This is a genomic window from Leucobacter faecis, assembly GCF_054456695.2.
Genome location: NZ_JBTJER020000012.1, coordinates 1 through 26,943 on the forward strand (window position 1 = coordinate 1; position 26,943 = coordinate 26,943).

General features: G+C 62.4%; 26 protein-coding genes. 20 read left to right on the top strand and 6 right to left on the bottom strand.

The genetic code is table 11. The features are described 5' to 3' along the window. Positions 1 to 185: 185 nt before the first annotated feature. Positions 186 to 974 (top strand): DUF3560 domain-containing protein, encoded by a 789-nt coding sequence (locus tag ACXR2W_RS11895; protein ID WP_458814935.1) that lies wholly within the window; start codon positions 186 to 188, stop codon positions 972 to 974. A 115-nt stretch (positions 975 to 1,089) separates the two neighbouring features. Next, complete coding sequence (locus ACXR2W_RS11900) at positions 1,090 to 1,554, top strand: immunity protein CdiI family protein (RefSeq protein ID WP_489948853.1); 465 nt, start codon at positions 1,090 to 1,092, stop codon at positions 1,552 to 1,554. A gap of 283 nt (positions 1,555 to 1,837) precedes the next feature. On the opposite strand, the gene ACXR2W_RS11905 is transcribed toward ACXR2W_RS11900, so the two are convergent. The 4 genes from ACXR2W_RS11905 to ACXR2W_RS11920 all read right to left on the bottom strand — a co-directional run bounded on the left by ACXR2W_RS11905 (position 1,838) and on the right by ACXR2W_RS11920 (position 5,590). Continuing rightward, positions 1,838 to 2,236, bottom strand: a complete 399-nt coding sequence (locus tag ACXR2W_RS11905; RefSeq protein ID WP_458814931.1) for a hypothetical protein — start codon at positions 2,234 to 2,236, stop codon at positions 1,838 to 1,840. 97 nt (positions 2,237 to 2,333) lie between these two features. Beyond that, entirely contained in the window at positions 2,334 to 3,662 is a 1,329-nt protein-coding gene (locus ACXR2W_RS11910; RefSeq protein WP_458814929.1) for a hypothetical protein, read from the bottom strand. Positions 3,663 to 3,853: 191 nt separating this feature from the next. Then, a complete protein-coding gene (locus tag ACXR2W_RS11915; protein WP_458814954.1) occupies positions 3,854 to 4,960 on the bottom strand; it encodes an SLC13 family permease in 1,107 nt (368 codons plus the stop codon). Between the two features lie 270 nt (positions 4,961 to 5,230). Then, positions 5,231 to 5,590, bottom strand: coding sequence for a hypothetical protein (locus tag ACXR2W_RS11920; protein WP_458814927.1), 360 nt, complete (start codon positions 5,588 to 5,590; stop codon positions 5,231 to 5,233). 104 nt (positions 5,591 to 5,694) lie between these two features. Between ACXR2W_RS11920 and ACXR2W_RS11925 the strand changes: the two genes are divergently transcribed. Beyond that, positions 5,695 to 6,069, top strand: coding sequence for a hypothetical protein (locus ACXR2W_RS11925; RefSeq protein ID WP_489948854.1), 375 nt, complete (start codon positions 5,695 to 5,697; stop codon positions 6,067 to 6,069). A 548-nt stretch (positions 6,070 to 6,617) separates the two neighbouring features. Further along, entirely contained in the window at positions 6,618 to 7,376 is a 759-nt protein-coding gene (locus tag ACXR2W_RS11930; protein WP_458814925.1) for an SDR family oxidoreductase, read from the top strand. A gap of 2 nt (positions 7,377 to 7,378) precedes the next feature. Here the strand turns inward: ACXR2W_RS11930 and ACXR2W_RS11935 are convergent, their stop codons facing one another. Then, positions 7,379 to 7,807: a VOC family protein gene (locus tag ACXR2W_RS11935; RefSeq protein WP_458814923.1), complete on the bottom strand. Its 429-nt coding sequence runs from the start codon at positions 7,805 to 7,807 to the stop codon at positions 7,379 to 7,381. 176 nt (positions 7,808 to 7,983) lie between these two features. On the opposite strand from ACXR2W_RS11935, the gene ACXR2W_RS11940 reads away from it, so the two are divergent. The 6 genes from ACXR2W_RS11940 to ACXR2W_RS11965 all read left to right on the top strand — a co-directional run bounded on the left by ACXR2W_RS11940 (position 7,984) and on the right by ACXR2W_RS11965 (position 14,104). Further along, on the top strand, positions 7,984 to 8,898 hold the full coding sequence (locus ACXR2W_RS11940) for a VOC family protein (RefSeq protein WP_458814921.1): 915 nt from the start codon (positions 7,984 to 7,986) through the stop codon (positions 8,896 to 8,898). A gap of 107 nt (positions 8,899 to 9,005) precedes the next feature. Continuing rightward, positions 9,006 to 9,659 (top strand): GntR family transcriptional regulator, encoded by a 654-nt coding sequence (locus tag ACXR2W_RS11945; RefSeq protein ID WP_458814919.1) that lies wholly within the window; start codon positions 9,006 to 9,008, stop codon positions 9,657 to 9,659. Then, positions 9,656 to 11,191, top strand: a complete 1,536-nt coding sequence (locus ACXR2W_RS11950) for an MmgE/PrpD family protein (RefSeq protein WP_458814917.1) — start codon at positions 9,656 to 9,658, stop codon at positions 11,189 to 11,191. The genes ACXR2W_RS11945 and ACXR2W_RS11950 overlap by 4 nt, the downstream gene beginning before the upstream one ends. Further along, positions 11,191 to 12,102, top strand: coding sequence for a methylisocitrate lyase (gene prpB, locus ACXR2W_RS11955; RefSeq protein ID WP_458814915.1), 912 nt, complete (start codon positions 11,191 to 11,193; stop codon positions 12,100 to 12,102). Before ACXR2W_RS11950 ends, prpB begins: the two co-directional genes overlap by 1 nt. Before the next feature lie 36 nt (positions 12,103 to 12,138). Further along, complete coding sequence (locus ACXR2W_RS11960) at positions 12,139 to 13,275, top strand: bifunctional 2-methylcitrate synthase/citrate synthase (protein ID WP_458814913.1); 1,137 nt, start codon at positions 12,139 to 12,141, stop codon at positions 13,273 to 13,275. Between the two features lie 52 nt (positions 13,276 to 13,327). Next, positions 13,328 to 14,104, top strand: coding sequence for an enoyl-CoA hydratase (locus tag ACXR2W_RS11965; protein WP_458814911.1), 777 nt, complete (start codon positions 13,328 to 13,330; stop codon positions 14,102 to 14,104). A gap of 12 nt (positions 14,105 to 14,116) precedes the next feature. Here the strand turns inward: ACXR2W_RS11965 and ACXR2W_RS11970 are convergent, their stop codons facing one another. After that, complete coding sequence (locus ACXR2W_RS11970; RefSeq protein ID WP_458814909.1) at positions 14,117 to 14,437, bottom strand: putative quinol monooxygenase; 321 nt, start codon at positions 14,435 to 14,437, stop codon at positions 14,117 to 14,119. 247 nt (positions 14,438 to 14,684) lie between these two features. Here ACXR2W_RS11970 and argC point away from each other — a divergent pair, with 247 nt between their 5' ends. The 10 genes from argC (at position 14,685) to ACXR2W_RS12020 (ending at position 26,849) form a co-directional block, all read left to right on the top strand. After that, positions 14,685 to 15,731, top strand: a complete 1,047-nt coding sequence (gene argC, locus ACXR2W_RS11975) for an N-acetyl-gamma-glutamyl-phosphate reductase (RefSeq protein ID WP_458814907.1) — start codon at positions 14,685 to 14,687, stop codon at positions 15,729 to 15,731. Between the two features lie 55 nt (positions 15,732 to 15,786). After that, the gene (gene argJ / locus ACXR2W_RS11980; RefSeq protein WP_458814905.1) at positions 15,787 to 16,953 is read left to right on the top strand and encodes a bifunctional glutamate N-acetyltransferase/amino-acid acetyltransferase ArgJ; all 1,167 of its coding nucleotides are present in this window, start codon (positions 15,787 to 15,789) and stop codon (positions 16,951 to 16,953) included. Between the two features lie 2 nt (positions 16,954 to 16,955). Beyond that, positions 16,956 to 17,858, top strand: a complete 903-nt coding sequence (gene argB, locus ACXR2W_RS11985) for an acetylglutamate kinase (protein WP_458814903.1) — start codon at positions 16,956 to 16,958, stop codon at positions 17,856 to 17,858. A 262-nt stretch (positions 17,859 to 18,120) separates the two neighbouring features. Further along, entirely contained in the window at positions 18,121 to 19,401 is a 1,281-nt protein-coding gene (locus tag ACXR2W_RS11990; protein WP_458814901.1) for an ABC transporter substrate-binding protein, read from the top strand. Between the two features lie 7 nt (positions 19,402 to 19,408). Beyond that, complete coding sequence (locus tag ACXR2W_RS11995; RefSeq protein WP_458814899.1) at positions 19,409 to 20,764, top strand: ABC transporter permease; 1,356 nt, start codon at positions 19,409 to 19,411, stop codon at positions 20,762 to 20,764. Then, positions 20,761 to 21,675, top strand: coding sequence for a carbohydrate ABC transporter permease (locus ACXR2W_RS12000; protein ID WP_458814897.1), 915 nt, complete (start codon positions 20,761 to 20,763; stop codon positions 21,673 to 21,675). Before ACXR2W_RS11995 ends, ACXR2W_RS12000 begins: the two co-directional genes overlap by 4 nt. A gap of 19 nt (positions 21,676 to 21,694) precedes the next feature. Continuing rightward, positions 21,695 to 22,399 carry an HAD family hydrolase gene (locus ACXR2W_RS12005; RefSeq protein ID WP_458814895.1) on the top strand — a complete coding sequence of 235 codons (705 nt, stop codon included), beginning with the start codon at positions 21,695 to 21,697 and terminating at the stop codon, positions 22,397 to 22,399. Further along, positions 22,396 to 24,936 (top strand): glycoside hydrolase family 65 protein, encoded by a 2,541-nt coding sequence (locus tag ACXR2W_RS12010; protein ID WP_458814893.1) that lies wholly within the window; start codon positions 22,396 to 22,398, stop codon positions 24,934 to 24,936. Before ACXR2W_RS12005 ends, ACXR2W_RS12010 begins: the two co-directional genes overlap by 4 nt. Positions 24,937 to 25,014: 78 nt before the next feature. Then, entirely contained in the window at positions 25,015 to 25,335 is a 321-nt protein-coding gene (fdxA, locus tag ACXR2W_RS12015) for a ferredoxin (RefSeq protein ID WP_458814891.1), read from the top strand. Positions 25,336 to 25,550: 215 nt separating this feature from the next. Continuing rightward, a complete protein-coding gene (locus ACXR2W_RS12020) occupies positions 25,551 to 26,849 on the top strand; it encodes a citrate synthase (protein WP_458814889.1) in 1,299 nt (432 codons plus the stop codon). The last annotated feature ends 94 nt before the right edge of the window (positions 26,850 to 26,943 follow it).

Below are 26,943 nucleotides of genomic sequence, written 5' to 3' on the forward strand. Positions count from 1 at the left end.
CGTACCGCCCGCGGCTAACCCCGCCCGCTGGTGAGCAGCAGCACTTATTGCTGGTGCTCACCAGCGCGATTCCGCGGTGCTCAATCGCAATATTGCTTGGTGCTCACTCGCAATATCGCCGGTGCTAAAGCCTTCGAATACTCAATGGAGACAATGGAGACAATGGAGACAATGGGGACATTGACATGCTGACCATCACCCACACGCACGAAGCCGGAACCATCGTCGAGGGCACCGAGCGCGGCGACGGCACCGCGCAGCTCCTCAAAGCGAATGGGTGGCGCTGGGGCCGCAGCATCTCCGCCTGGTACATGCCACACAGCCGTGACCGCCTGCCCAAGGACTACGTCATCACCCGCACCGCCTCAGCGCTCGAAACCGCAGGCTACGCGCTGGCCCTCGAAGTTGACCGCACCACCCGCAGTACCGGAGAAGTCGAAGCAAGCAAGGCCATACGCCAAGCCAACCGCGCCGACGCGCTCGAAGCGAAGGCGCTGCGTAAGAGCGCAGACGCGCAGCAGGCATGGAACCGCGCAGACGCGGCCGGGAACCCGCTCCCCGAGGGCGGCGAGCCCATCAAGATCGGCCACCACTCCGAGCAGCACCATCGCAACCCGATCGAGAAGGCACACCGCCGCATGGGGCAGGCGATCGCCGCAGATGCTGACGCCGAGGAAGCCGCACGGCGCGCCCGCGTCGCGACCGCCACCACGAGCGCCCGCTACAAGCCCATGACCGTCGCGAACCGCATCGAGAAAATCACCGCCGACATTCGCCGAGCACTACGCGCCCCAGTTCGACGAGCTGCGCGACCAGCTCGCCTACTGGCAGCAGATCCGCGCCGACCCGATCGCCACCGGCCAGGCCACCAACTACAGCCGAGAGACCGTCAAGAAAGGCGACGCCGTGAAGATCCGCGGCACCTGGTCACTCGTGCAGCGAGCCAACCCCAAGACCGTGCGCATTCAGGTTGAAGCCGGATGGGGTCTGGCCTACGTCTGGGCCGAGGTGCAGGACCATAGATCCGCCATTAGGTAGATTGAATTCTGTACGAACCTGAATAATTCAGTCCTTTTCTCGTAGACAGGGGTGAGCTACATTCACTTCAACAAGACGTATAGATTTCCTGATGAGAACCGGTGGCCACGAATGATCGATCCAAATTCCGGCGACTATATATCAGTTCCACCGTTCTGCACACTCGAACAGGCATTAACTCGTGCCACCCTTGAACGGGCTCGTGAGCTGCGTGAAATTCGTTTAACTGCTGCCTGGGGAAACGAGTGGCCTCTTTGGGAGGCAACCAACGGGCCGCGATCACCTCAAGACTTAGAGCTAAGTGATGGTCTTGCCGAGAAACTAAAAACATGGACTGAAGCATGGTACTCAGTGGCAGAACGTGCCATACAACAAGATATTGATGTTAGCGAGATGCTTCCTCGCGAGTGGTTTACTGATGGCGACCTATTGACCAGAGAGCTTGCGATAGAACTCTGGCCCATAGGTGACATAATCCCGTCTTATCTGAGTTATCTGCCACATGTGGACCATTAAATTGGTAATCCAAAACTGTTTTCAATAGACTGGCGGTTCTTCACTACAGGATTGAAGCCCCAAAGGAGGCTTCAGAATTTTGATGTAATGCTGCAGTGGAGACTAGCGTTCGTGCGAATTCGCGGACTACACCGCATCATTGAATGCCCGAGTGTCCTCGTCGCTGTTTCGTTAGCTGAAGTTGAACCCGTGGAGAAGCCCCATAACAAGGGTCACTGTTCCTCGCTCAAGACATTCGTTCGGGATGCTATTGAAGTTTTCAGGCACCCCGAACAGTTCTGCTTCACTTAGCCAGCAGCGCCGACGCTATTGTCGCAACTCCAGCGACACCAAGCAGAACATGGCCTAATGAAGCAGCAACTTTTAGCTTCTTGTGCGACAGCGCCACCATCCAGCTACTTGCAGCGGTGAAACAGAAAACTCCAAACGAAATAGGAAGAAGGAGTATTACCATCGCACTTTCTGTCGTGATGGTAAAAAGCAGTGTTGCCGCCGTCGGAAGAAATCCAATTCCAAGCGTAAACAACACCGAGGCCCAAAGATCCTCGGCCAGGTGGCCTATGTAGACCGCCAAAGAAACCCAGCAGATAGTGATTATTAACCAAAGATACCCGAAACCAAAGTTCGTACCCCCGGCAAGGCTTCCTTCAATCACAAAGGATAGACCGAGCCCGACGTTCACGAGGAACGCCGGGCCCACTGCGCAAGCACCCCAAATCAGAACCAACTTAGCTCTAGTGGATTCGATGGCTTTGAGGCGCAAGAGCGATTCTGTTCTTCTAATTGGAAACGGACTTATTGATCAGTTGGTCAGCACAGATTCCTCCGATGAGGCAATGGAATCCAGAGTTCGTGCCCTTGTACATCGCGTAATACTTCTTCTGCACGACGCTTCCCACTGGTGCGCTGTCAAGTCCAGCATAAATCTCATGGTTGGGGACCGGGCGTCGATATCCATCCACTTCCACTGTGCCACTACGGTACAGCCGAGTCATCACATTGTACTGAATCGTGCCTCCATAGTTCACATCGAAGAGTGCACAGTGTGGGTTGGCAGCAGCGTGATTAAGACGTACTTGTGTGAGAGCGGAGGATTCACCCGCGTTCTGAAACAGCATGTTGTTCATCGAAGCATATGTCGTCGATTGCACGACATTGTTCTTTCTGCTTACGCTTGCGCCAACATTCTTGTACTTATAGAGTCGTTGTCCGACTGGCTGCATCCAGTTACTTGCGACCATCATAATTGACCTAGAGCTAGGTGCGTTGAAGGGTTCGCCAGTGTTCGGAAGAGACCAACTCCTGTTATCTCCATCGAACGACCATGTCGAGTCCCCCCAGTTGCACATGGCGCCGGGAGCCGATGCGCCCGGGATGAAAGTTCGATAAGTCAACTGCGTTGACACCGACTGGTAGACCAGAGGAGTGATAAGAGAATCGTCAAGAGGCTCGAGTTTGTCCAGCTCTGCGACAGGCAAAGTAGAAAAGTTCACGATGCGCTCCGTCGCAACAATTTCCCCTGCGCTATTGGGTGTTTCGCCGCGCAGAGTTACAGTATGCCGCTGGCCTGGTTTCAGGTTCTCCAGAACTATTTGTTGATCTGAGCTCGTGATGTTAACCCCCGCATCCGTCGAGAGTGAGAAGTTGCCAATTGCTCGATCCCACAGAAAGGTAGCGGTGGAACTCGTCACTCCATAGGAAAACGACGGTTCCCAGCCCTCTGGGTTCTCGTCGAGAATGGTTGACCCACCGAATTCCTCCACGGGCAACGGCTGCTCATCTGTGAACCCTGGGTTCACGTCGCCTTGGAGCGAAGGATCACCAACAGTCTCGTCAGCTTTTGGTATGTATTGCCTTGCCACCAGGCCTGCGTCACCTGAGCGGTTCTCAATTAACTGGTACCTCTCTGCACCTGAACCTTGTTCCTCCTCAAGGCTATAGATGAGGCGGGAGTCACGCGCCTCAGCTGAATAGTTACTCTCTATGACTTGTCGGAGATCGATTACAAACTGATCAGTCCCTTGACTTTCTGCGTTTGCGATACCTGGCGTCAAGATTGTCGACACAACAAGACCAATGATTAACGTCGTTGTAAATCTGATTTTCATACTCAAAAACCCTTCGGTCGAGAAAAGTCCTGGTTTACATCACGTTTCTACGAAGAATCCTAGACACAATCAACCTTTTTGTCAGCAGACCCGCACTGGGTGCTCAAGGGGATGACTACGAGCGGCCATGTTTGCCACGCGCCATCACCGCCCCAAGCCGGACCAACAGGTCGGTATCTGCTCTACGCGGCCTACTCCGAAAAGAGCAGCGCACCGCCGAGTAGCACTGTGAGCAGCCCCACGTTGACTTTCCCGAACACCCGTAGAAAGTGACCGGTGCCCTCGGGTTGCACCGCGCAGAATTGGCTCAATGCGATCAGGCTGGCGAGGGATCCCACTAGTGTGCCGACGCCTCCGATATTCACACCGATCAGCAGCCCGGCGTACTGGTCAGTGAACGGAGCCAACAACAGGGCAGCGGGGACGTTCGAAATCACCTGACTGAGGAGCGCACTCCACAGCAGAACACCATGCGAGAGCAGCGTCTCCACCAGGGTGACGGCAGCCGGGGTGCGGGCAAGGGTTCCCGCCAACACGAAGAACGCGACGAATGTCCCGAGCAAGGGCCAGTCGAGCCTCGCCCGGGCTCGCCGGTTTCGAAGCAGCAGCACCAGTGGCACTGCCAAGACTGCCCAGAGAGGAAGCGCTCGGAGCACCACCGCGGCAGTCAGCCCAAACAGCAGTAGATACTCCACTGCCCACTTTGTCACACGCAGCGGAGGGCGACTTGCGCGCGGGACGGGGTGAGCCGGCACGAGCAGGCACAGCAGCGCGATCATCACCATGGAGCACACGAATGGGCCGAGCATGATGGCCAGAAATTCGGGGCCAGGGATGCTGAAATGTGAGAACAGAAAGAGGTTCTGAGGGCTCCCAAACGGCGTGATCATGCCGCCAAGATTCGCGCCAGCGGTCATGAGTACGAACGTATAAGCCACCATCCTGTTCGCTCCGGCCGCGTCGAGGGCGAGATAGGCGAGGGGCAGAAAGGCGAGGAGGGCAACGTCATTCGTGAACAGCGCCGAGGCGCCCGCGGTGGCAAAAACGAGAGCCGCCACCATCGCTCGGAGTGATCGGAACCGAGCCGCGACGCGCTCGGCAAGCGCCTGAAAGAAGCCCCCACTCTGCAATGCGGACATCACCGCGAGTGTGCTGCCCAGGAGGGCAAGGGCGCGAACGTCGAAGTAGTCGAGGTATGCCCGGCTCGGCGGGACAAGCGCCATAGAGATTGCGGCGAGCACGGCAGTGAGGCTGAACACGGCATGCTGCCGCGCCCATCCCGCGGCGGTGAGGAGCATCTGTGGCACGAGCGTCTATCCTCTGCTGTCCTGGTTAGCTGGGTTTCATGACCGGATCTTCACGATCTCGGTCGCCGGGGTGGGCACCTCGCCGCAGCAGGTGAACCCGGCTCGCAATGACGCGGTCGTGTCCATGTAGATGGGGCCAGTATTGGCCGCCAGCCCAGCTGCATGCGGGGATTAGCACCCGCAGAAGTGGGGCTGGCGCCGCTGCTGCTCAAGCTCTGCTCGGGCGGCACGGTGGATGTGCCCGCTCGCCGGGGATTACGCTCAGTCGATGTTTTGCATGGCGAGCCATTCAGTGGTGCCCTCACGGACAATGCCGCGATTGGTGGCGACCCTGTGGCGCTCGGAGCGCAGCTCGGTGATGTCGTCGTGCAACTGGTTGTACTGCGCGTCGAGAGCATCGAGTTCCGTCTCGCTCACTGAGTTGCGGTCGAAGCGGGCATGCTTGTCGGCGTACGCCCTCAGCTCGCGCTGCTTGGCTGACAGCTGCGCGTCAAGGTCACGCGCCGCCTGCTTCTGTGCGGGAGCGGTGAGACGTCCGTCGCTGTCGTGCTCGTACTTCTGCTCGTCGTACTGCGCATCTGTGACGTCGTTCACGTCCACGGAGTAGTAGGGCTTGTGCACGCCGGCACTGTCATCGCCGAGCTACAGGCTCGGGCGGCAGCGTACAAGGACGGCAAACTGGCTCAGAGAGCAGCCACGTCACCGCTCGACACAGGGGCGAGATCTTGGCCGCTCAGCAGCGGACCCAAGAAGGTTTGCTGTCCCACACTGGGCGGTTGCGTGACCAGGCAGATGACATTGTGCAGATCACGAGAAGTCACCCGCAGATCTACTATCGGGGGCGGATCTTCAAGGTGCCCACCCATCTCGTCGGAGAGCATCAGTTGGTCACCACGGCCACGGAGTTCAGTATGTTCAGCATGCTCGACGGCGAGGAAAGTATCTACTACTTCCCGCTGCCGGTGCGCGTGGCGTCCAGCAGGCGCCTGGTCCGACTCTGGCAGGTTCGCGGGGCTAGAATCCGTGAACCTCGACCGGCCTGGGTGCAGAAGCGAATCGAGTACGACAAGCAGCATTACGGGCAAGATTCGGCCGACTGAAACCACCCGCTTTCTTCGGGCACGCGGTGTCAGCGATGTGATGAGTTTGATTGTCAACGATGTGCTGATCTCGCTTGCAAAGGATGTCGTGAGTTCGGGTGTAAACGATGTGGTGAGTGCGTGTGTAAACAAAGTAGCGAGTGATTACATACGCGATACGTGGACTAGCGCTACTCGATACGGCTATTCGCCAACGGGCGCGGCCCCTTCATCCTCCATCCACCACCCGGGCCTGAGGGGACAGCTCCGCCCATAAGTCTCGAAGACCCGGCCCCTCCAGTCACGCCAGCCCCACGCGAAGCTGCGGCCCGGGCGGCAGTACCCACCTTCAAGCTCACCCAGACCGAGCTCGCGACACCACTCCCCATCACCTACGCGATGCGAGCTGGGGCCCCGCGATCCAGACGCTTCAAACCGGCCGAGCAGCGGGTCTACGCTGAAGCCAACGGTTTCGCATAAACCCGAACGGGCTGGCGATCTAAACGAGGCGTGTTGAATGTCTCCCTCGCCACCTTCAGCTGGCCCGCTCGTGGGCGTAGGCTGAGAGCATGAGGATCGCCATTGCGGGTGGGACCGGCGTTGTAGGACGCCACGTTGATCAGATCGCGCGTGAGCGCGGGCACGACACAGTCATCTTGACGCGGTCTCGAGGGGTTGACCTGGTGAGCGGTGAGGGTCTCAACCTTGCCGCGGTCGACACCGTGATCGACACCTCAGGGCCAGCGGCTGGCGCACGCGGTGGCCCGATCGAATTCTTCGAACGAGCCACGACCAACCTGCTCAACGCAGAAGAAGACGCAGGCGTCGGTCACCATATCGCGCTGTCGATAGTGGGCGCAGCGAATATCAATGCTGGCTACTACGCAGGCAAGCGTGCGCAAGAAGACCTCGTCGCAGTGAGCATGACCCCGTGGACAATTCTGCGCGCCACCCAATTTTTTGAGTTTGCCGAGCAGGTCGCCAGGCCGTTCGGGCCGTGGGTCATCGCGCCCAAAGTGAGGTCGCAGCCCATCGCTGCGTCTGCGGTGGCTGCTGAACTCGTGCGACTGGCTGAACTCTCGGCACAGCAGGAATCAGTCGAAGCTCACGGCGTACACGAGATCGCGGGGCCCGAAGAACGCTCGATCGCGCAGCTCTTGCGTGAACTGCTGGGTGTGCGCAGTGACCCTCGCCGTGTGTTGGAGGTCCCGCTGCTCGGCCGGTTCGGCAAAGGTCTGCGCGACGGCTCAGTTCTGCCCAACGCGGCAGCGAAACTTGACGAGGAGACATTTGAAGACTGGCTCGAAACTCACATGAACCACCAGTGAGGTTACTCGCGAGGCGGTGAGACGCTGAACATCCAGGCGACACCGAAGCGGTCCTGCAGCATACCGAACGTGTCGCCCCACGGTGCCTGCGAGAGCGGTTCACGAATCAGTGCGCCTTCAGAAAGGCCGTCCCAGATTGCCTGGACACGCCCCATCTGGTCCCCTGAGACACACACGGAATGCCCGCCAATAGAGGCATCGGGAGATGCCGCCATCGAATCTGGGTAGTCGGCCGCCATGATCGTGAGGCCGTCATCCGTTTCGAGTTGGCCGTGCATCACTTTCTCCCCTTCGCTGGGGTCGCCCATCATCTCTGGGATCGAGTCGTAGCGTGTGATCTCTAACCTGCCACCGAGCACGCGGTGATAGTGCTCGAGCGCGGCCCGAGCTGCACCGTGAAAGTTGAGGTAGGGGTTCAAACGAATGGACATGTCATCTCCCTGAAGCTTAAGAACAAAGGCACCGATGAATGTCATTGATTCTGCGCCTGAAAGCGCGCTTTGACAAGTGCCAAGATGACCGTTTCGCGGTTGATGTGAAGCGAGTAGTCTTGGCCGCGAGCGGAGACGCCGCCTCCGCACAATCCCGAACGGGTGGTGGAGGAATCATGCAGAAGATCATCCCAAACATTTGGAATACACGCCACGCCGAAGAAGCTGGCGCGTTCTACGCCGCCGCCTTTGCGGGGGCCTCATACGCGGTCGAGTCACGCTACCCCGAAACCGGGTTGCTCGACTTTCAACGAGACTTCGCGGGGTGTGCGCTGACCGTTGGTGTCGACATCCCCGACCCCGCAGGTGAGAAGTTTCACCTTTCTCTCATCAACGCGGGCGACGAATTTTCTCCGAACCCATCGATCTCGTTCATGTTGAACTTTGATCCAGTTCTATTCGGCGGGGCGGGCCCGGCAGAGGATCGCCTCGAATCAACCTGGAGCGCACTGGGCGCGGAGGGCAAAGTCCTTATGCCTCTCGACGAATACCCGTTTAGTCCACGCTACGGCTGGGTAGAAGATCGCTACGGTGTGAGCTGGCAACTCGCGCTCGGTGATGGGACAGGAGAGGCACGGCCTCACGTCGTGCCCGTGCTCATGTTTGGCGGCGAAGCTCAGAACCGCGCCGCCGAAGCCCTTGCGTTCTACTCTTCGGTGTTTGAAGATGCAGAGCCCGGCGCAACATTCCCATACGGTGCCGCGACAGGGCCGGCAACGGCAGACGCCCTCATGTATGCCGAGCTGCGCATCGGCGACCAGTGGTTCGCGCTCATGGACTCGGGCGTAGAACAGGAGTTTTCGTTCACCTGCGGTGTTTCACTCGAGGTGCAGTGCGCAGACCAGGCAGAGATCGATCGGCTTTGGGGCAGGTTGTCGGACGTACCCGAGGCCGAACAGTGCGGCTGGCTTGCAGACAAGTTTGGCGTCAGCTGGCAGATCATCCCAGCAAATATGGGCGAGCTCATGTCGCACGAGGGGGCGTTTGAACGCATGCTCGAGATGAAAAAGCTCGTGATTGCTGAGCTGTGATGAAGCAACAAAGGCCATAAAGCGTATACACAATCGCTCCACTGAGTCGCGCTATTGCACCGAAGTGGCCTCTATGTATACACTGAGGGTGTTGAAGGGAGCCCCCAGTGCGAGCCAGCGATCGAGCGTATGCCACACTTCTGGAAGAAATCCAGGGTGGCCTGCACGCCCCAGGGGCGGTGATCGCTGAGGTTGAACAGGCAGAACGCCTGGGCGTGAGTCGCACGCCCATGCGCGAGGCGATCTCGCGGCTCGTGGCAGACGGCCTCGTCAAGCAGCAGTCAGCCCGTGTGCTTGTCGTCGCAGGGTTTGACGCGAGCGATATTCGTGACCTGTTTGAGGCCCGGCGGGCGCTCGAAGAGACCGCCGCTCGCGCCGCGGCGCGCAAGGGCAAGCCAGAAGTGTTTGCGAAGCTCGCGGCAGACTTCGAAACAGCTCAGCCCGCGAGCGGCGGCGCCAACACCGACGCTTATTATGCCCTCATCGCCCGCTTTGACACCGAGCTCGATGCGGCCGCTGGCAATGCTTACCTGGCCCAGGCGCTGCGTACCGTGCGCACGCACCTGGTGCGCGCCCGCAGCCTCGCCCGCGATAACACCGCGCGGCTGCGCACGTCTGTGCGCGAGCACGCCCTCATCGCCTCAGCCATCGCCTCAGGCGATCAAGAGCTCGCAGCGCACGCCACCCATGTCCACCTGCACAACGCCCTCGAGGCGATTCTGCAGTCCATCAATAACCCCACCCCGGAAGGAACACAATGACTGTTTCACACCACGTTCGCGTCTACAAGAGTGAAGAGCACCTGGCCAAGGAAGACCAGCTCGCCTGGAAGATCGCCGAGGTCGCTGCTGACCCGGTTGCCGTCGACGAAGACGTCGCCGAGATGATCATCAACCGCATCATCGATAACGCCTCGGTAGCCGCGGCATCACTCACGCGCGGCCCGATCGTCGCCTCGCGAGCCCAGGCTCTTTCGCACCCAGTTTCACGCGGGGGATCCGGATCGAGCATCTTCGGCATCGACGGAACGCAGGACGCGAGCCGCACGAGCCCCGAGTGGGCGGCGTGGACGAACGGTGTGGCCGTGCGTGAACTGGATTACCACGACACCTTCCTGGCAGCCGAGTACTCACACCCGGGCGACAATATTCCGCCGATCCTGGCGGTTGCGCAGCACGCGGGTAGCGACGGCCTTGCCCTGATGCGCGGCATCGCGACCGGGTATGAAATCCAGATGGACCTGGTGCGTTCGATCTGCCTGCACAAGCACAAGATTGATCACATTGCGCATATTGGGCCGTCGGCCGCGGCGGGCATCGGCACGATGCTTGGTCTTGACGCCGAGACGATTTACCAGGCGGTTAGCCAGGGGCTGCACACCACCACCACCACACGTCAGAGCCGTAAGGGCGAGATCTCCACGTGGAAGGCGCACGCCCCCGCGTTCGCCGGCAAGATGGCGGTTGAAGCTGTTGACCGTGCAATGCGCGGTCAAACCTCGCCGAGCCCCATTTACGAGGGCGAAGACAGTGTGATCGCGTGGCTGCTCGACGGACCTGAGGCCTCGTACAGTGTGCCGCTGCCCGCGGCGGGGGAGTCTAAGCGTGCGATCCTCGACTCGTATACGAAGGAGCACTCGGCCGAGTACCAGGCGCAAGCACTGATCGACCTGGCACGCAAGCTGAACGGCGCGCACCCTGAGCTGGTTGACCCCGCTAATGTGCAGAGCATCGTTATTCACACGAGCCACCACACGCACAACGTGATCGGATCGGGCGCAAACGACCCGCAGAAGTACGACCCGCAGTCCACGCGCGAAACCCTCGATCACTCGATCCCGTACATCTTCGCGGTGGCGCTGCAAGACGGTGGCTGGCACCACGTCGACTCGTACACGCCAGAACGTGCCGGTCGCGCCGATACGGTCGAGCTGTGGCACAAGATTACGACGGCGGAGGACAAGGAATGGACGCGCCGCTACCACTCCGAAGACCCGGCCGAGAAGGCATTTGGCGGTCGCGTTGAGATCACCCTCACCGACGGCAGCGTCATCACCGACGAGATTGCGGTGGCAGACGCGCACCCGCTGGGTGCCCGCCCGTTTGTGCGCGAGAACTACATTGCCAAGTTCAGGCTGCTGGCAGAGCCCGTGCTCGAGCCCGCCGAGATCGAGCGGTTCCTGGAGCTCGTGCAGCGCCTACCCGAGCTTACGGCGGCAGAGGTGCGCGAGCTCAACATCGTCGCTAAGCCCGGCGTAATCGACCTGGCCGCTGGCCCGAAGGGGCTCTTCTAATGCTCTACGCACAAACCACAGCCGAGGCGAAGCGCCGTAACTTTCGAGAACGGCTTGCCAGCGGCGAGCTGCTGCGCTTTCCGGGGGCATTTAACCCGCTGTCGGCCAGGCTCATCGCGCAAAAGGGATTCGACGGTGTCTACATCTCGGGGGCGGTGCTGTCTGCCGACCTGGGGCTGCCCGACATTGGACTCACGACCCTCAGTGAAGTGGCGGGGCGCGGCAAGCAGATCGCCCGCATGACCGATCTGCCCGCCATTATTGACGCCGACACCGGTTTCGGTGAGCCGATGAACGTCGCCCGCACTATTCAGGAGCTCGAAGACGCCGGGCTTGCGGGCGCGCACATTGAAGACCAGATCAACCCTAAGCGCTGCGGTCACCTGGACGGCAAATCGGTCGTTGACGAGGCGACCGCGCTCAAGCGCATTCGTGCGGCGGTCGATGCTCGCCGCGACCCCAACTTTCTGATCATGGCGCGCACCGACATGCGCGCCACCGCGCCGGGGGAGGCTGGTCTTAAGCTCGCGATTGACCGAGCGAAAGCGCTCGTCGATGCCGGCGCCGACTCGATCTTTCCCGAGGCAATGCGCACGCTCGCAGAGTTTGAGGCGATGCGTAACGCGCTCGACGTGCCAATCCTCGCGAACATGACCGAGTTTGGTAAGAGTGAACTGTTCTCGTCACAGCAGCTCGCAGACGTGGGCGTGAACATCGTGATTTGGCCCGTGTCGATGCTGCGCATCGCTATGGGGGCGACCGGTCGGGCGCTTGATGAGTTGAACGCTGAGGGCCACCTGCGGGCCAAACTCGGCGAGATGCAACACCGCGCCGACCTGTACGACCTGATCGATTACGAGTCGTACAACAGCTTTGATACCAGCGTGTTTAACTTCGAGGTACAGCGCTAAGCTCGCCTTAGTCGCCGCCAATGCAAAGGAGCAATCATGGCCGAGACAACAATTGAGATTAAAAAGGGACTCGCCGGGGTCGTCGTTGACTACACCGCGATCTCGAAGGTGAACCCCGAGACGAATAGCCTGCTCTATCGGGGATACCCGGTACAAGAGCTGGCGGCGAGCCAGTCGTTTGAGGCTGTCGCCTACCTGCTGTGGCACGGCGAGCTGCCCACGCCCGCTCAGCTCAAAGAGTTCGAGCAGCAGGAGCGCGCACTGCGCCCGCTCGACGCACGCACGCACGCGCTACTCGATACGATGCCGGTCACCGCGCACCCGATGGATATCGTGCGTACCGCTGTCAGCCAGCTGGGCACGTTCGATGAGACCCTCGACCGGCCGGGTGGGTGGACAGACGCCACGCTCGACCTGGGCCGGGCAATCTACCTGTTCGCGCAGCTGCCCACCATTGTGGCGGCGGTGCAGCGGCGCAGGCGCGGGCTCGCTCCGATTGAACCGCGCGACGACCTCGACTACTCGGCCAACTTCTTGTGGATGACGTTTGGGGAACTGCCCTCGCAGGCAGCCATCGACGTGTTTCGCGTGTCGATGGTGCTGTACGCCGAGCACTCGTTTAACGCGTCGACGTTCACGGCGCGCGTCATCGCGTCGACCACTTCTGACCTGTACTCGGCGGTCGTGGGAGGCATTGGGGCGTTGAAGGGGCCGCTGCACGGCGGCGCCAATGAGGCGGTCATGCACATTATGACCGAGATCGGCTCGGCCGACCGGGTCGAGCCCTGGCTTGACGATGCGCTTGCCCACAAGCGCAAGATCATGGGATTCGGTCATCGTGTCTACAAACACGGCGACTCGCGTGTGCCGACCATGAAGGCGGCACTCGACGTGCTGCTCGAAGAGTCTGGCCGTACGGATCTAGCTGAGCTCTACGACAAGCTCGAGCGCGAGTTCGTCGCACGCAAGGGTATTTACCCCAACCTCGACTACCCGTCGGGGCCGGCGTACCACCTGCTCGGGTTTGACACCGAGATCTTCACGCCGCTGTTCATCGCGTCGCGTGTCACAGGGTGGACAGCGCACATTATGGAGCAGGCTGCCGCGAACGCTCTGATTCGCCCGCTGTCGGCATACAACGGCGTTGAAGAGCGCCACGTACCGGCCACGTAGCGTTGGCACGGTAGCGTGGAGTAGCGTAACCAGCAGTCAGAGAGGACCCGCCATGACCGAGTACCAGTGCATTGTGACCGAGACGAAGGGCCGCGTAGCGACCATCACGCTGCGCCGCCCCGAAGCGCTCAACGCGCTCAGCGGCGAGCTCGTGCGTGAACTCATCGAGGCCGCGCTCGCGTTCGACGCTGACTCCGGCATCGGCGCGATCGTGCTCACCGGATCAGAGCGCGCCTTCGCTGCGGGGGCCGATATCAAGGAGATGGCCGAGCTCGGCTACTCAGAGATGTACCTCGGCGGGCCGTTTCCGGCCTGGGGCGGGTTTGAACGGCTGCGCACCCCCGTGATCGCGGCGGTGGCGGGGTTTGCGCTGGGCGGTGGCTGCGAACTCGCGATGATGTGCGACATCATTTTGGCGGCTGACACGGCGAAGTTCGGGCAGCCCGAGATTAATCTCGGAGTGCTGCCCGGCTTCGGCGGCTCGCAGCGGTTGCCGCGCGCGATCGGCAAGTATAAGGCGGCCGAAATGGTGCTCACCGGGCGCATGATGGGGGCAGAAGAAGCCGAGCGCTCGGGTCTTGTGTCACGCGTGGTGCCCGCGGCCGACCTGCTCGAAGAGGCGGCCAAGGTCGCCGAAACGATCGCGTCAAAGTCGCTGCCGGCGGTGTATGCCGCAAAGGACGCGCTGCAGGCGGCACAAGAAATGCCCTTGAGTGAGGGGCTGCGGTTCGAACGCCAAGCGTTCGCGGCCGCGTTCGCAACCGTTGACCAGAAGGAGGGCATGCGCGCCTTCGCAGAGAAGCGCACGCCCAACTTCACGCACCGGTAGGTCTAGGTCCAGTTAGCCGATCTGCAGCTCGCCCATCGCGTCCCAACCTGTTCCTTCAATCTGGCGCGAAATGATCTGCGGCGTTGACACGAGGTGCGGGCGCATCGATTCGAGGCCCTTTGCGAAGTGGTCGCTCTGCACGTGCGGGCCCGCCCCCTCGTCGGTGAATGCCTCAACGAGCACGTACTCGTTTGCGTCTTCGACGCTGCGTGACCAGTCGAACCAGAGATTGCCGGGTTCGGCGCGCGTCGCCTCGGTGAACTCGCGCACAATCTCGGGCCAGGCCTCGGCGCTCTCGGGCTTCACGGCAAACTTAACGGTGATGAAATACATAGTTCTAGTCCCTTCAAAAAACGTGACAATACGTGAATAAGAGCTTGCGCCAATATGATGGATTCGTCATCCTGCGCGACGGAGGAGTCGCAGGATCCACGTACTAGATTCTGCGACTGCGCGCAGAATGACGACCGTCTATGGACGCGACCTCTAAGTCGTGAGTTCAAGCCTAGCCGCGCGAAGGTGCCACAATAGAAGGGTTGCGTGCGCGGGCTGACCCAGGGCCCGCCAGAAAGGTGCGTCGATGACTTACAGCGTTGCAGTTGCCGGAGCCTCGGGCTATGCGGGAGGCGAGCTGCTGCGACTGCTCGCCACGCACCCCGAGTTTGAGATCACGACGGTGACGGGGCACTCGAGCGCGGGCCGCCCGCTCATCGAGTCGCAGCCGCACCTTCGCTCGCTCGCGCACCTCACGCTGCAGGCGACCACGCCCGAGGTTCTCGACGGCCACGACATCGTGTTCTTCGCGCTGCCCCACGGCGCGTCGGGCGCGCTCACCGAGCAGCTAACGAACGTGCGCCTCGCCGTCGACTGCGGCGCCGATCACCGGCTCGAATCGGCCGCTGACTGGGCCGAATTTTACGGCGGCGAACACCACGGTGCCTGGACGTACGGGGTCCCTGAGCTCCTTCGATCCGGATCAAAACAGCGCGACCAGCTTGCGGACGCCACCCACATTGCGGCGCCGGGTTGTAACGCCTCGACCGTGGCACTGTCGCTCGCGCCGGGCATCGCGGCCGGCGTGATCGAGCCCGAAGATATTGTGAGCGTGCTCGCCGTCGGCCCGTCGGGCGCGGGCAAAGCCGCAAAGACCCACCTGCTGGGCGCCGAACTCATGGGCACCGCGAACCCCTACGCCGTGGGCGGCACGCACCGCCACATCCCCGAGATCAAGCAGGGGCTGCGCGGCGCGGGCGCCAAGAGCGAGCCGACGATCAGCTTCACTCCCGTGCTCGTGCCCATGAGCCGCGGCATTCTCGCGACCTCGACCGCGAAGCTCGTGCCCGGCACGAGCGCTGCCGACGTGCGCGCCGCATGGGAGAGTGCATACGCCGACGAACCGTTCGTACACGTGCTGCCCGAGGGGATCTTTCCGCGCACCGCCGACACCCTGGGCGCCAACACCTGCCTCATGGGGCTCGCGGTCGACGAAGCCGCGGGTCGCGTCGTCGTCGTCGCCGCGCTCGATAACCTCGCCAAGGGCACCGCGGGCGCCGCGATTCAGTCGGCGAACATCGCGCTCGGCCTGCCCGAAACGACCGGGCTCAGCGTCAACGGCGTCGCGCCGTAAACGCCCCCAACCTCCCAGACCGCATCGACATACGCAGACTCAAGAAAGAAGCATCGTGACCGTCACCACACCGCAGGGCTTCCGTTCGGCAGGCATCGCCGTAGGACTCAAGAGCACGGGTAAGCCAGACCTGGCGCTCGTCGTCAACGACGGGCCCGCGCCCGCAAGCGCCGTGGTTTTCACCACGAACCGAGCGCAGGCGAACCCCATTCTGTGGAGCCGCAAGGTCGCGCGCGACGGGGCGGCCCGCGCCATCGTGCTCAACTCGGGGGGCGCGAACTGCTTCACCGGTGACTTTGGCTACGAGACCACCCGTCTCACCGCCGAAGCCGTTGCGACGGCCGTCGAAGGTATCGACGGCCTCGACGCAGGCAGCGTGCTCGTGTGCTCGACCGGCCTCATCGGCACCGGCGATCAGACCTTTCGCGACAAGATCGTAAACAACGTGCCCGCGCTCGCGGCAGCGCTCGCGGCAGACGACCAGACCGCCCCCGCCGCGATTCTCACGACCGACTCGGTCGAAAAGACCGCCGTGCACGAGGGGGCAGGCTGGACGATCGGCGCGATGGCGAAGGGCGCGGGCATGCTCGCCCCCGGGCTCGCCACGATGCTTGTTGTCATCACCACCGATGCGGTGCTGAGTAACGAAGCGCTTGACCGGGCGCTGCGTGGCGCGACAGGGGCGAGCTTCGACCGGCTCGACTCAGACGGCTGCATGTCGACGAACGACCAGGTGACACTGTTGGCCAGCGGTGCGTCGGGTGTGACCCCCGACGAGGCCGAATTTGCCGCCGCCCTTGCGGGGGTGTGTGACAGCCTCGCCGCACAGCTGCAGGCCGACGCCGAGGGCGCGAGCCACGACATCGATATCCAGGTACTGGGGGCCGCGTCGGTCGCCGACGCCGTCGAGGTGGGCCGCTCGGTGGCGCGCAACAACCTGTTCAAGGCCGCGATCTTCGGCAACGATCCCAACTGGGGTCGCGTGCTCGCCGCGATCGGCACCACCGATGCTGCCTTCGACCCGTACCAGGTAGACGTGTCGTTCAACGGGGTGCGCCTGTGCCACGCGGGTGCTCCCGACCGGCCCGTGACCGATTGCGACCTGAAGCCGCGCCGCACACACGTCGAGATTAACCTCTTCGCGGGCGAGGCGACCGCGACGATTCGCACGAACGACCTCACGCACGACTACGTGCACGAGAACAGCGCGTACTCGAGCTAAACATGACGACGACGACGCATACCCTCGACCACGCCGAGGCAAAAGCTAAGGCGCGGGTGCTCATCGAGTCGCTGCCGTGGCTCAAGAAGTTTCGTGACCGCATCATGGTCATCAAATTTGGCGGCAACGCCATGGTCGACGAGACGCTTTTGAAGGCCTTCGCCGAAGACGTGGTGTACCTACGGCACACGGGTATTCGCCCCGTCATTGTGCACGGCGGCGGCCCGCAGATCAACGCGATGCTCGCCAGGCTCGGCATCGAGAGCGAGTTTAAGGGCGGCTACCGCGTCACGACCCCCGAGGCGATGGACGTGGTGCGCATGGTCCTTACGGGCAAAGTGAACCCCGAGCTGATCGACGAGATCAACGCCCATGGCCCGCTCGCCGCGGGCACGACGGGCGAAGACGCCGGCCTCTTTATCGGCCGCCGCCGCGACCCCATCGAGGTCGACGGCGAAATGGTCGATCTGGGGCTCGTGGGTGACGTGGTTGACGTGCGCGTCGAACCCGTGCTCGCTTTGCTCGACGCGGGGCTGATTCCCGTCGTCTCGTCGATCGCCCCCGACCGCGACCGCCCTGGCGACTCCCTCAACGTGAACGCCGACGCGGCGGCGGGGGCGCTCGCAGCCGCGCTGGGGGCCGAGAAGCTCGTGATTCTCACCGACGTGGCGGGGCTCTACGCCAACTGGCCCGACCGTGACTCGCTCGTGTCATCGCTCACCACGGCAGAGCTTGAGAATATGCTGCCGAGCCTTGAGTCAGGCATGATCCCCAAGATGCGCGCCTGCCTCGACGCGGTGCGCGGGGGCGTTTCGAAAGCGGCCATCATTGACGGTCGCGAGCCACACTCGGTGCTGCTCGAGATCTTCACCGAGCACGGCATCGGCACCGAAGTAACGCCGTAACCCGTCTCACCCGTTATCTCATCTGAGCGCCTTCTACAAGGGTTGCGAGGCTACGTCGTTGGGGCGTAGCCTCGCAGACAGAGGCAACGCTGCTCGCCACGCGAGGGGAGCACGTAACCAAGCGGCGTCGCTTTGAAGGGGCGAAGCTCCAGCCTTGGCCCCGGATCAGCAGATCAGATGACGGGAGAGCACAATGAGTTTTCAAGGCGTTACTTCGCATCAAGCGCGCCGCCCCCATCGAGGGCGACGAGCGTTACAGGCAGTGGCCGGTGTCGCCGCGGCGGCACTCCTCATCACCGGCTGTTCATCGGGCGGCGGTGATGCCGGCGGCAGCGACACTCCCGCGGGCGGTGACTCGCTGTCGGGCGAAACGCTCGAGGTGGCTGCCGCCTGGTCGGGCGATGAAGAGAAGAACTTCAAGGCGGTGCTCAAGGAGTTCGAGCACGAGACGGGCGCGAAGGTCAACTACACGAGCTTCGGCGACAACGGCCCCACCTACATCAGCGGCCAACTCGAGGGCGGCTCGCCACCCAACGTGGCGATCGTGGGACAGCCCGCCCTCATGCAATCGCTCGCCAAAGAGGGCAGCATCGTACCGGTGGGCGACAGTGTCGCAGACGCAGTCAAGAAGAACTACTCGCAGTCGTGGATCGACCTGGGCACGGTCGACAGCAAGCTTGTCGGCGTGTGGTTCAAGGCGGCCAACAAGTCGACCGTGTGGTACAACGCAGACATCTACGATGAGGCCGGTGCCGAAGCGCCCAAGGACTGGGACGGCTTTCTCGACCAGCTGCAGCTCATCACCGACGCGGGTTACTACGGCGTCTCGGTGGGCGCCGACGTCGGCTGGCCACTCACTGACTGGTTCGAGAACGTCTACCTGCGCTCGGCGGGTACCGAGAAGTACGACCAGCTCACCAACCACGAGATCCCCTGGACCGATGACTCGGTGAAGGACGCGTTGAAGGTGCTTGCCAGCCTGTGGGGCACCGACCTCGTGCAGCCGGGCGGCGATCAGCGTGACTTTCCGACGAGCGTGACTGAAGTGTTTGGCGCAGACCCCAAGGCCGGCACCGTGTTCGAGGGTGACTTCGTCGCCGGCAACATTACGGCAGACGGCAACTCGGTCGTGGGCAAGAACGCACTGTTCTACGATTTCCCGGCCGTCGACGGCTCTGAACCGGCCGTCGTGGGCGGCGGTGACGTCGCCGTGCAGTTCGACGACGGCAAGGCGACCACGGCGCTGATGGAGTTTCTCGCGTCGCCCGCGTCTGCCGAGGTGTGGGTGCCGCTTGGCGGCCTTACCTCGCCAAACAACGCCGTCGACACGTCGCTGTATCCCGATGCCACGGCGAAGCAGATCGCCGAGGCGCTCACCGGCGCCAAGGACTTCAGGTTTGACATGTCTGACCTGACTCCGAGCGCGTTCGGTGGCACCCCAGGCCAGGGCTTCTGGCAAGAAATGATCAAGTTCTACCAGGATCCGGCAGACGTCGACGGCACCGCCGAGCGCCTCGAAGCTGCAGCCAAGGCCGCCTACTAGGCCCGCCATGAGCCGCACCCAGACCGTTCCCATCTCGGTGCGTGGCCGCGCGCGCAGTGTGCGCGGCCACGGCCGGTGGGGGCGGTGGCTGCTGATCGCCTCGTTTCTCGGGCCTGCGCTCGTGTTTCTCGGGGCGTTCGTGGCCTACCCGATCATCTACACCGTGATCCGTTCCTTCTATGACAAGAGCGGCGCCAGCTTCGCGGGGTGGAACAACTATGTAACCATGTTCACGAACGACTCGACGTTCACCGCCATTCGTAACAACCTGATGTGGGTGTTGATCGTGCCGGTGACGGTCACGATCATCGGGCTGCTGCTCGCAGTGCTCGTCGAGAAGCTCGGCTGGAAGACCGCGTTTCGGCTCATCGTCTTCATGCCGATGGCGATCTCGATGCTCGCGGCCGGCGTCATCTTTCGCGGCATGTTTCAAGAGAGCCCCAAGCTCGGCGTCGTGAACGCAGCCATCGTGGGCGTGCAAAGCGCGTTCAGCGAGCAATCGAGCTTTCCCGGCGCCAAAGCGCGCCAGGGCCAGGGGCTCGACGCCGACGGCGGCATTATCTTTGCGTCCGATCCGGTGGCGGCGGGCGGTCAACTGAACTTTCCGCTCACCGGCATCAGGCAAAGCGAAGTGCCGGATCAGGCCACCGACGCACGACCCTCGGCCAAGCCCAGCGATACGCAGGTCACGGGCACCGTGTTTCTTGACGTGGTGCGCGGCGGCGGGGGCACCGATGGCGCGCTCGAAGCGGGCAAGAAGGGGCTGCCCGGGGTGCGCGTCGACGCCGTCGCGGCAGACGGTTCGATTCGGGGCTACGCCACGACCGGGGCGGGCGGGGAATACGTTATCGACGGGCTCGAGCCGGGGGAGAGTTACCGGGTCGCGCTGCCCGCCGCAAACTTTGGCGCTGGGCCGCAGGGAGTGTCGTGGCTCAGCTCGACGTTCATCAACGTCGTCGTGATCCTGTCGTACGTGTGGATCTGGGCGGGGTTTGCGATGGTGATGATCGCGTCTGGGCTGTCGGCGATCGATAGGTCGCTGCAAGAGGCGGCCCGCACCGACGGGGCGAACGAGTGGCAGGTCTTCTCGCGCATCACCGCACCGCTCTTGTCGCCCGTGCTGGTCGTGGTGCTCGTCACGCTGATCATCAATGTGCTCAAGATCTTCGACCTCGTGTACGTGATTCCGCCGGGAGCGTCAAAGCCCGCGGCCAACGTGATCGCGGTTGAGATGTGGACGGTCTCGTTTGGCGGCGGCGCAAACCAGGGGCTCGGCTCCGCGCTCGCGATTCTGCTGCTCATTCTCGTGCTGCCCTCCATGATCATTAATGTGCGCCGGTTTAAAGAGGAGCGATCACGATGACTCATCGCGCGGTGTCAGACCCTCCCGTGAAGCGAAACCCCGTGAAGCGAGACCCTGTCAAGCAGAGCGTCGCTGCTCGTATTGCTGGGCGCCTCAGCCGCGGCGTGGTCAACCTGGTGATGGTGGTCCTTGCCGTGTTTTGGCTCGTGCCTACGCTGGGGCTGCTATTGACCTCGTTTCGCAGCGGCGCAGACAACGCCGCGAGCGGCTGGTGGACGGTGCTCACTAAGCCCGCCGAGCTCACGCTGCAGAACTACGCCAACCTGTTGCATAATCCCACGATCACGGGCTCGTTTTGGAACACGATCGTGATCGCGGTGCCCGCCACCCTGCTCGTGGTGCTCATCGGCTCGCTCGCAGCGTACGCGTTCGCGTGGCTGCATTTTCCCGGCCGCGAATGGCTGTTCATCGCGGTGATCGTGCTGCTCGCGGTGCCCGTGCAGGTCGCTCTGATTCCGCTCGCGCGACTGTTTGGCACGCTCGGAATCTTTGGCAGCGTGCTGGGCGTCGTGCTGTTTCACACCGCGTTTGGGTTGCCGTTTGCGATCTTCTTGCTGCGCAACTTCTTCACGCAGGTGCCCGACGAACTACTCGAAGCGGCGCGCATTGACGGCGCCCCCGAGTGGATCATCTTTGGGCGCATCATGCTGCCGCTCGCGCTACCCGCGATCGCCTCGCTCGCGATTTTCCAGTTTCTGTGGACCTGGAACGACATGCTCGTCGCCCTGATCTTCACGAACTCCGAGTCGCAGCCGCTCACCGTGGCGATTCAGTCTCAGCTGCGCCAGTTCGGTGCCAACATCGATGTGCTCTCGGCGGGGGCGTTTTTGTCGATGGTGGTGCCGCTCATCGTGTTCTTCGCTTTTCAACGCTACTTCGTAAATGCCATGCTCGCGGGCTCACAAAAATAGCCCATGAAAGGACCCTTTCGTGATTGACGGTTTTGACGCTCACCTCTTCGACCTTGACGGGGTGATCACGCCCACGGTTGTGCTGCACCGGCGCGCCTGGCGCGAAACGTTTAATGAGCTGTTTGACGTCTTAGGGCTCGCGCCCTACCGCGACGAAGAATACTTTGCCTACCTTGACGGATTACCCCGCTTTGCGGGGGTGGCGACGCTGCTCGCTGCGCGCGGTATTAGCTTGCCAGACGGTGAGACAGGCGACGTGGGCCTTACGAGCGTCACGGGGGTGGGCAACCTCAAGAACGCGCGTTTCGGTGAGGTGCTCGAGCGCGATGGTATTGAGGCATACCCAGGTTCGCTGCTGCTCATGCATCAGCTTGCCAGGCAGGGCAAGCCGCTCGGTATCGTGTCGAGCTCGCGAAACGCCGAACAGGTGCTCAGGGCAGCGGGAGTGCACGAGCGCTTCGACGCCATCGTCGACGGTGAGCGGGCGGCACTCGAGGGACTGCCGGGAAAACCCGCGCCCGACACGTTTGTGCGCGGCGCCGAGCTCTTAGGCATGCTGCCCGCCCGCACGGTCGTGTACGAAGACGCAGAATCGGGGGTGACGGCGGCACGCGAAGGCGGCTTTGGGTTTGTCGTTGGCGTCGATCGCGGCGCGGGCCGCGCCGCCCTCGAACAGGCGGGCGCCCACCTCGTAGTGGCAGATCTTGAGGAGCTGATCAAATGAACGCAGAGCCGCTCAGTGGTCCTATCAATGAGCTGCGGCGCGATTTCGGTGACGATCCGTGGCGGCTCGTGCTGCAGGGCATTGATCCGGATCTTGCTGGGCAAGATGAGACCCTGCTCTCGCTCGGCAATGGGTACCTGGGCCTGCGAGGCAATCACGAGGAGGGGCTGCCGCTGGGCAGCCACGGCACCTTTATTAACGGGTTTCATGAGACCTGGCGCATTCAGCACGCCGAAAATGCCTACGGGTTTGCCGAGCAGGGCCAGACGATCGTGAACGTGCCCGACGCGAAGACGATGCGCATCTATGTCGATGATGAACGGCTGAACCTGCGCTCAGCCGACATTTTGGACGTCACCCGCATCCTTGACCTGCAGGCCGGCACCCTGACCAGGTCGCTCTTGTGGCTCACGCCCACGGGCAAACGGGTGCGCGTCGAGACGCGGCGCATGGTGTCGTTTGCGTCGCGGCACCTCGTGACGACCGAGATGCGAGTGACCGTGCTTGACGCAGACGCCGACCTCACGGTCTCGAGCCTGCTATTGAACAGACAGGATCTGGGGCGCGTGCGCACCGAGCAGCCCGAGACTGAAGACGGAATCGCTGACCCGCGCAAGACTGAGCAGCTGTCTGAGCGCATTTTGAACGCGGGCCCGGGGTTACACGAGGGCGACTGCAGCATCGTGAGTTACCGGGTGACCGGCTCAGGCATGGGGCTCGGCGTAGGCGTGGAACACGAGTTTGATGCGGGTGTGCCCGAGGAGGCCGGCGAGTGGCGTCGCAGCGTTGAGCGCGCTCCTGACCGGGTACGTCACGTGTTTCAGGGCGTGGCCCGCGCGGGGGTGACGGTCAAGCTTGTGAAGACGGTGGCGTATCACTCGTCATCGACGGCGGCCCTGTCTGAGCTTGTTGACCGATGCGCGCACACGCTCGCGCAGGCGCGGGCTGAAACCCCAGAGAAGCGCTGGGACACGCAGCGCGAGTTTCTTGACGCGTTTTGGCGCCGCAGTGATGTGCGCGTCGACGCCGAGCCAGGAGTGCAACAGGCCATTAGGTGGAATCTGTTTCAACTGGCGCAGTCGGCGGCCCGCGCAGACGGCCGCGGTATCGCCGCCAAGGGGCTTAGCGGATCGGGATACAGCGGGCACTACTTCTGGGACTCAGAAATCTATGTGCTGCCGTTTCTCACGTATACGACACCGCTGTGGGCCCGCAACGCGCTGCGGTCGCGCGAGAAAATGCTGCCGCAGGCGAGGCTGCGCGCGGCGAAGCTGAACGAGCGGGGCGCGCTGTTTCCGTGGCGCACGATCGGCGGTGAAGAGGCGAGCGCCTACTACGCGGCAGGCACGGCGCAATATCACATCAACGCCGACGTGACCTTCGCGCTCGCGCGCTACGTTTCGGCGACCGGCGACCTGGAGTACCTCGTCACGGGTGCCTGCGATATCGCGATTGAAACGGCGCGGCTGTGGTATTCGCTCGGGTTCTGGCGCACCGACCCGGGCGGTGAAGAAGCGTTTCACATTCACGGGGTTACCGGGCCCGACGAGTACACCACCGTCGTGAATGACAACCTATTCACCAACACCATGGCGCGGTTTAACCTGCGTTTCGCAGCCGAAGTCGTGCGCAGGCTCGCCACTGAGCGTCCCGAAGCATACGCTGCGCTCGTCGCGCGGCTCGCGATCGAGCCAGACGAGGCGGTGGCGTGGGAGGAAGCTGCCGAGGCGATGGCGATTCCATACTCGAAAGAGCTCGGCATTCACCCGCAAGACGCGCACTTTCTCGAGCGGGAAGTGTGGGACCTGGCAGCGACGCCGGCAGACCAAAAACCGCTGCTATTGCACTTTCACCCGCTCGTCATTTACCGCTTTCAAGTACTCAAACAGGCAGACGTGGTGCTTGCGCTGCTGCTCGCGAGTGACGAGTTTGGCAGGGCCGAGAAGCAGCGCGACTTTGAATACTACGACGCCCTCACCACGGGTGATTCGACGCTTTCGGGGGTTGTGCAGTCAATTATCGCGGCCGAGGTGGGATACCCCGACCTCGCCTATCGCTACTTCGACCACGCGCTGCGGGTCGACCTTGACGACCTGCACCACAACTCGGCCGATGGTGTGCACGTCGCGTCTGCCGGTGGCGTGTGGATGATGCTCGTGCAGGGGTTTGCGGGCATGCGTGACGCGGGACGGAAACTGAGTTTTGACCCGCGGCTGCCCAGGCACTGGAACTCGCTGACGTTTTCGCTCGCGTGGCGGGGGGCCAGGCTAGGGGTCACACTGGCACGCGAACAAATGTCGTTCGAGATTCTTGAGGGGGACGCGGAGGTGACAGTCACGGTGCGCGGCGAATCGGTGCGCGTGACGCCGGGGCGGCATTCCACCGTCCCCCTCACTGATCAGGGACCCAACCTTGGCCCGTTCACGGGGCTCTCGGCTGGCATGCTGCCGCGCGAGGGGGACACGGGGGTCATCCCCACGCTCACGGCAGAGATCCCGGCGGTGACGACAGTGATTCCGACGCGCCACCCCGACTGAGAAACAGGGTGAGCCGCGAGAGTAGGATGGATGGGCGCGCGGGTGAGGTTCCGCGCATTTAAGTGAAAGGCGGGCGGCATGACCTATGTAATCGCTCTTCCGTGTGTCGACGTAAAAGATAGAGCTTGCGTTGACGAGTGCCCGGTCGACTGCATCTACGAGGGCGAACGTGCGCTGTACATTCACCCAGACGAGTGCGTTGACTGTGGCGCGTGCGAGCCGGTGTGCCCCGTAGAAGCGATCTACTACGAGGATGACCTGCCGAGCGAGTGGGCCGACTACTACAAAGCCAACGTCGAGTTCTTCGACGAGATCGGTTCGCCGGGTGGGGCCGCCAAGGTGGGCCCGTACTCCTTCGACCACCCGGTCGTCGCGGCTCTTCCGCCTCAGGGTGACTAATTTGAGTCAATAGTAGACATCAGGTGTTCTGGCGGCGCGCGTAAGCGCGCCGCCATCGTCATGAAATCGCATTTTGTTTGACGTCAAGATAACCTAGTGTGCGGACGTGCTGAAAATGGGCGCGTCCACGGGCTCCACCGAGAGCCGATAGTGTGTTAGCAAGGCCGCCGTCACACCCGACGGTAGACCAATATGAGACCTCACGAGGAGACGACGTGACTGAATCGACTCAGGGCCAGGGCTCGGCTGCAGCGAAGCTGACGTTTCCTGGCGGCTCGGCCGAGCTGCCGATTGTGCAAGCAGTGGACGGGCCATCGACGATCGATGTTTCGACGCTCACCAGACAGAGCGGCCTCACCGCCCTTGACTACGGGTTTGTGAACACCGCATCTACCAAGTCCAAGATCACCTACATTGATGGTGAGCAGGGGGTGCTGCGCTACCGCGGCTACCCGATCGAAGAGCTCGCGCGGCACTCCACGTTTCTTGAGGTGGCGTACCTGCTGATCTACGGCGAGCTGCCGGGCGAGGCAGAGCTCGAGGCGTTCAACACCGAGATTCGTCGCCACACGCTGCTGCACGAGGATATGCGCTACTACTTCGAGGCGGTGCCACACACGGCACACCCGATGGCGGTGCTCTCGGGCGGCCTGCAGACCATGTCGACCTACTACGAGGACTCGCTCGACACGAACGTGCCCGAGTTTGTCGAGGTGAACACCATTCGACTGCTCGCGAAGCTGCCTGTGCTGGCCGCGTACGCGCACAAGAAGTCGGTCGGTCAGGCCTTCCTGTACCCCGACAACAACCTCAGCTTCGTTGAGAACTTCTTGCGCTTAAACTTCGGCAACATGGCCGAGGACTACGAGATGAACCCGGTGCTCGTCGACGCGCTCGACAAGCTGCTCATTTTGCACGCCGACCACGAGCAGAACGCGTCGACCTCAACAGTGCGACTCGTGGGCTCCACGGGGGCGAACATGTTCTCGTCAATTTCTGCCGGCATTAACGCGCTCTCGGGTCCGCTGCACGGCGGTGCCAACGAGGCCGTGCTCGATATGCTCGCGCAGATTCGCGATTCGGGCCAGAGCGTTGAAACGTTCGTTGAGAAGGTGAAGCGCAAAGAGGACGGTGTGAAGCTCATGGGCTTTGGGCACCGCGTCTATAAGAATTATGACCCCCGTGCGCGCATTGTGCGCGAGAGCGCAGGCAAGGTCCTCGAAGAGCTCGGTGTCAGTGACCCGCTGCTCGGGCTCGCGCAGGAACTTGAGCAGATCGCACTCGAAGACGACTACTTCAAGGAGCGCAAGCTCTACCCCAACGTCGACTTCTACACGGGAGTAATCTACAAAGCTATGGGCTTTCCGACGCGCATGTTTACCGTGCTGTTTGCGATCGGTCGACTGCCCGGCTGGATCGCGCAGTGGCGCGAGGCGAGCCTCGACCCGCAGACCAAGATTGGGCGGCCGCAGCAGCTGTACATCGGCTCGCCCGAGCGTCACCTCGGCCGCTAGCGCCCAGACGCGACGGTCCGCGACGCGACGGGCCGCGGTGCCGGGCGTAGTTTAGCGAAACAGACGCGCCGCCAGTTCGTCGATGCGCTGTTAG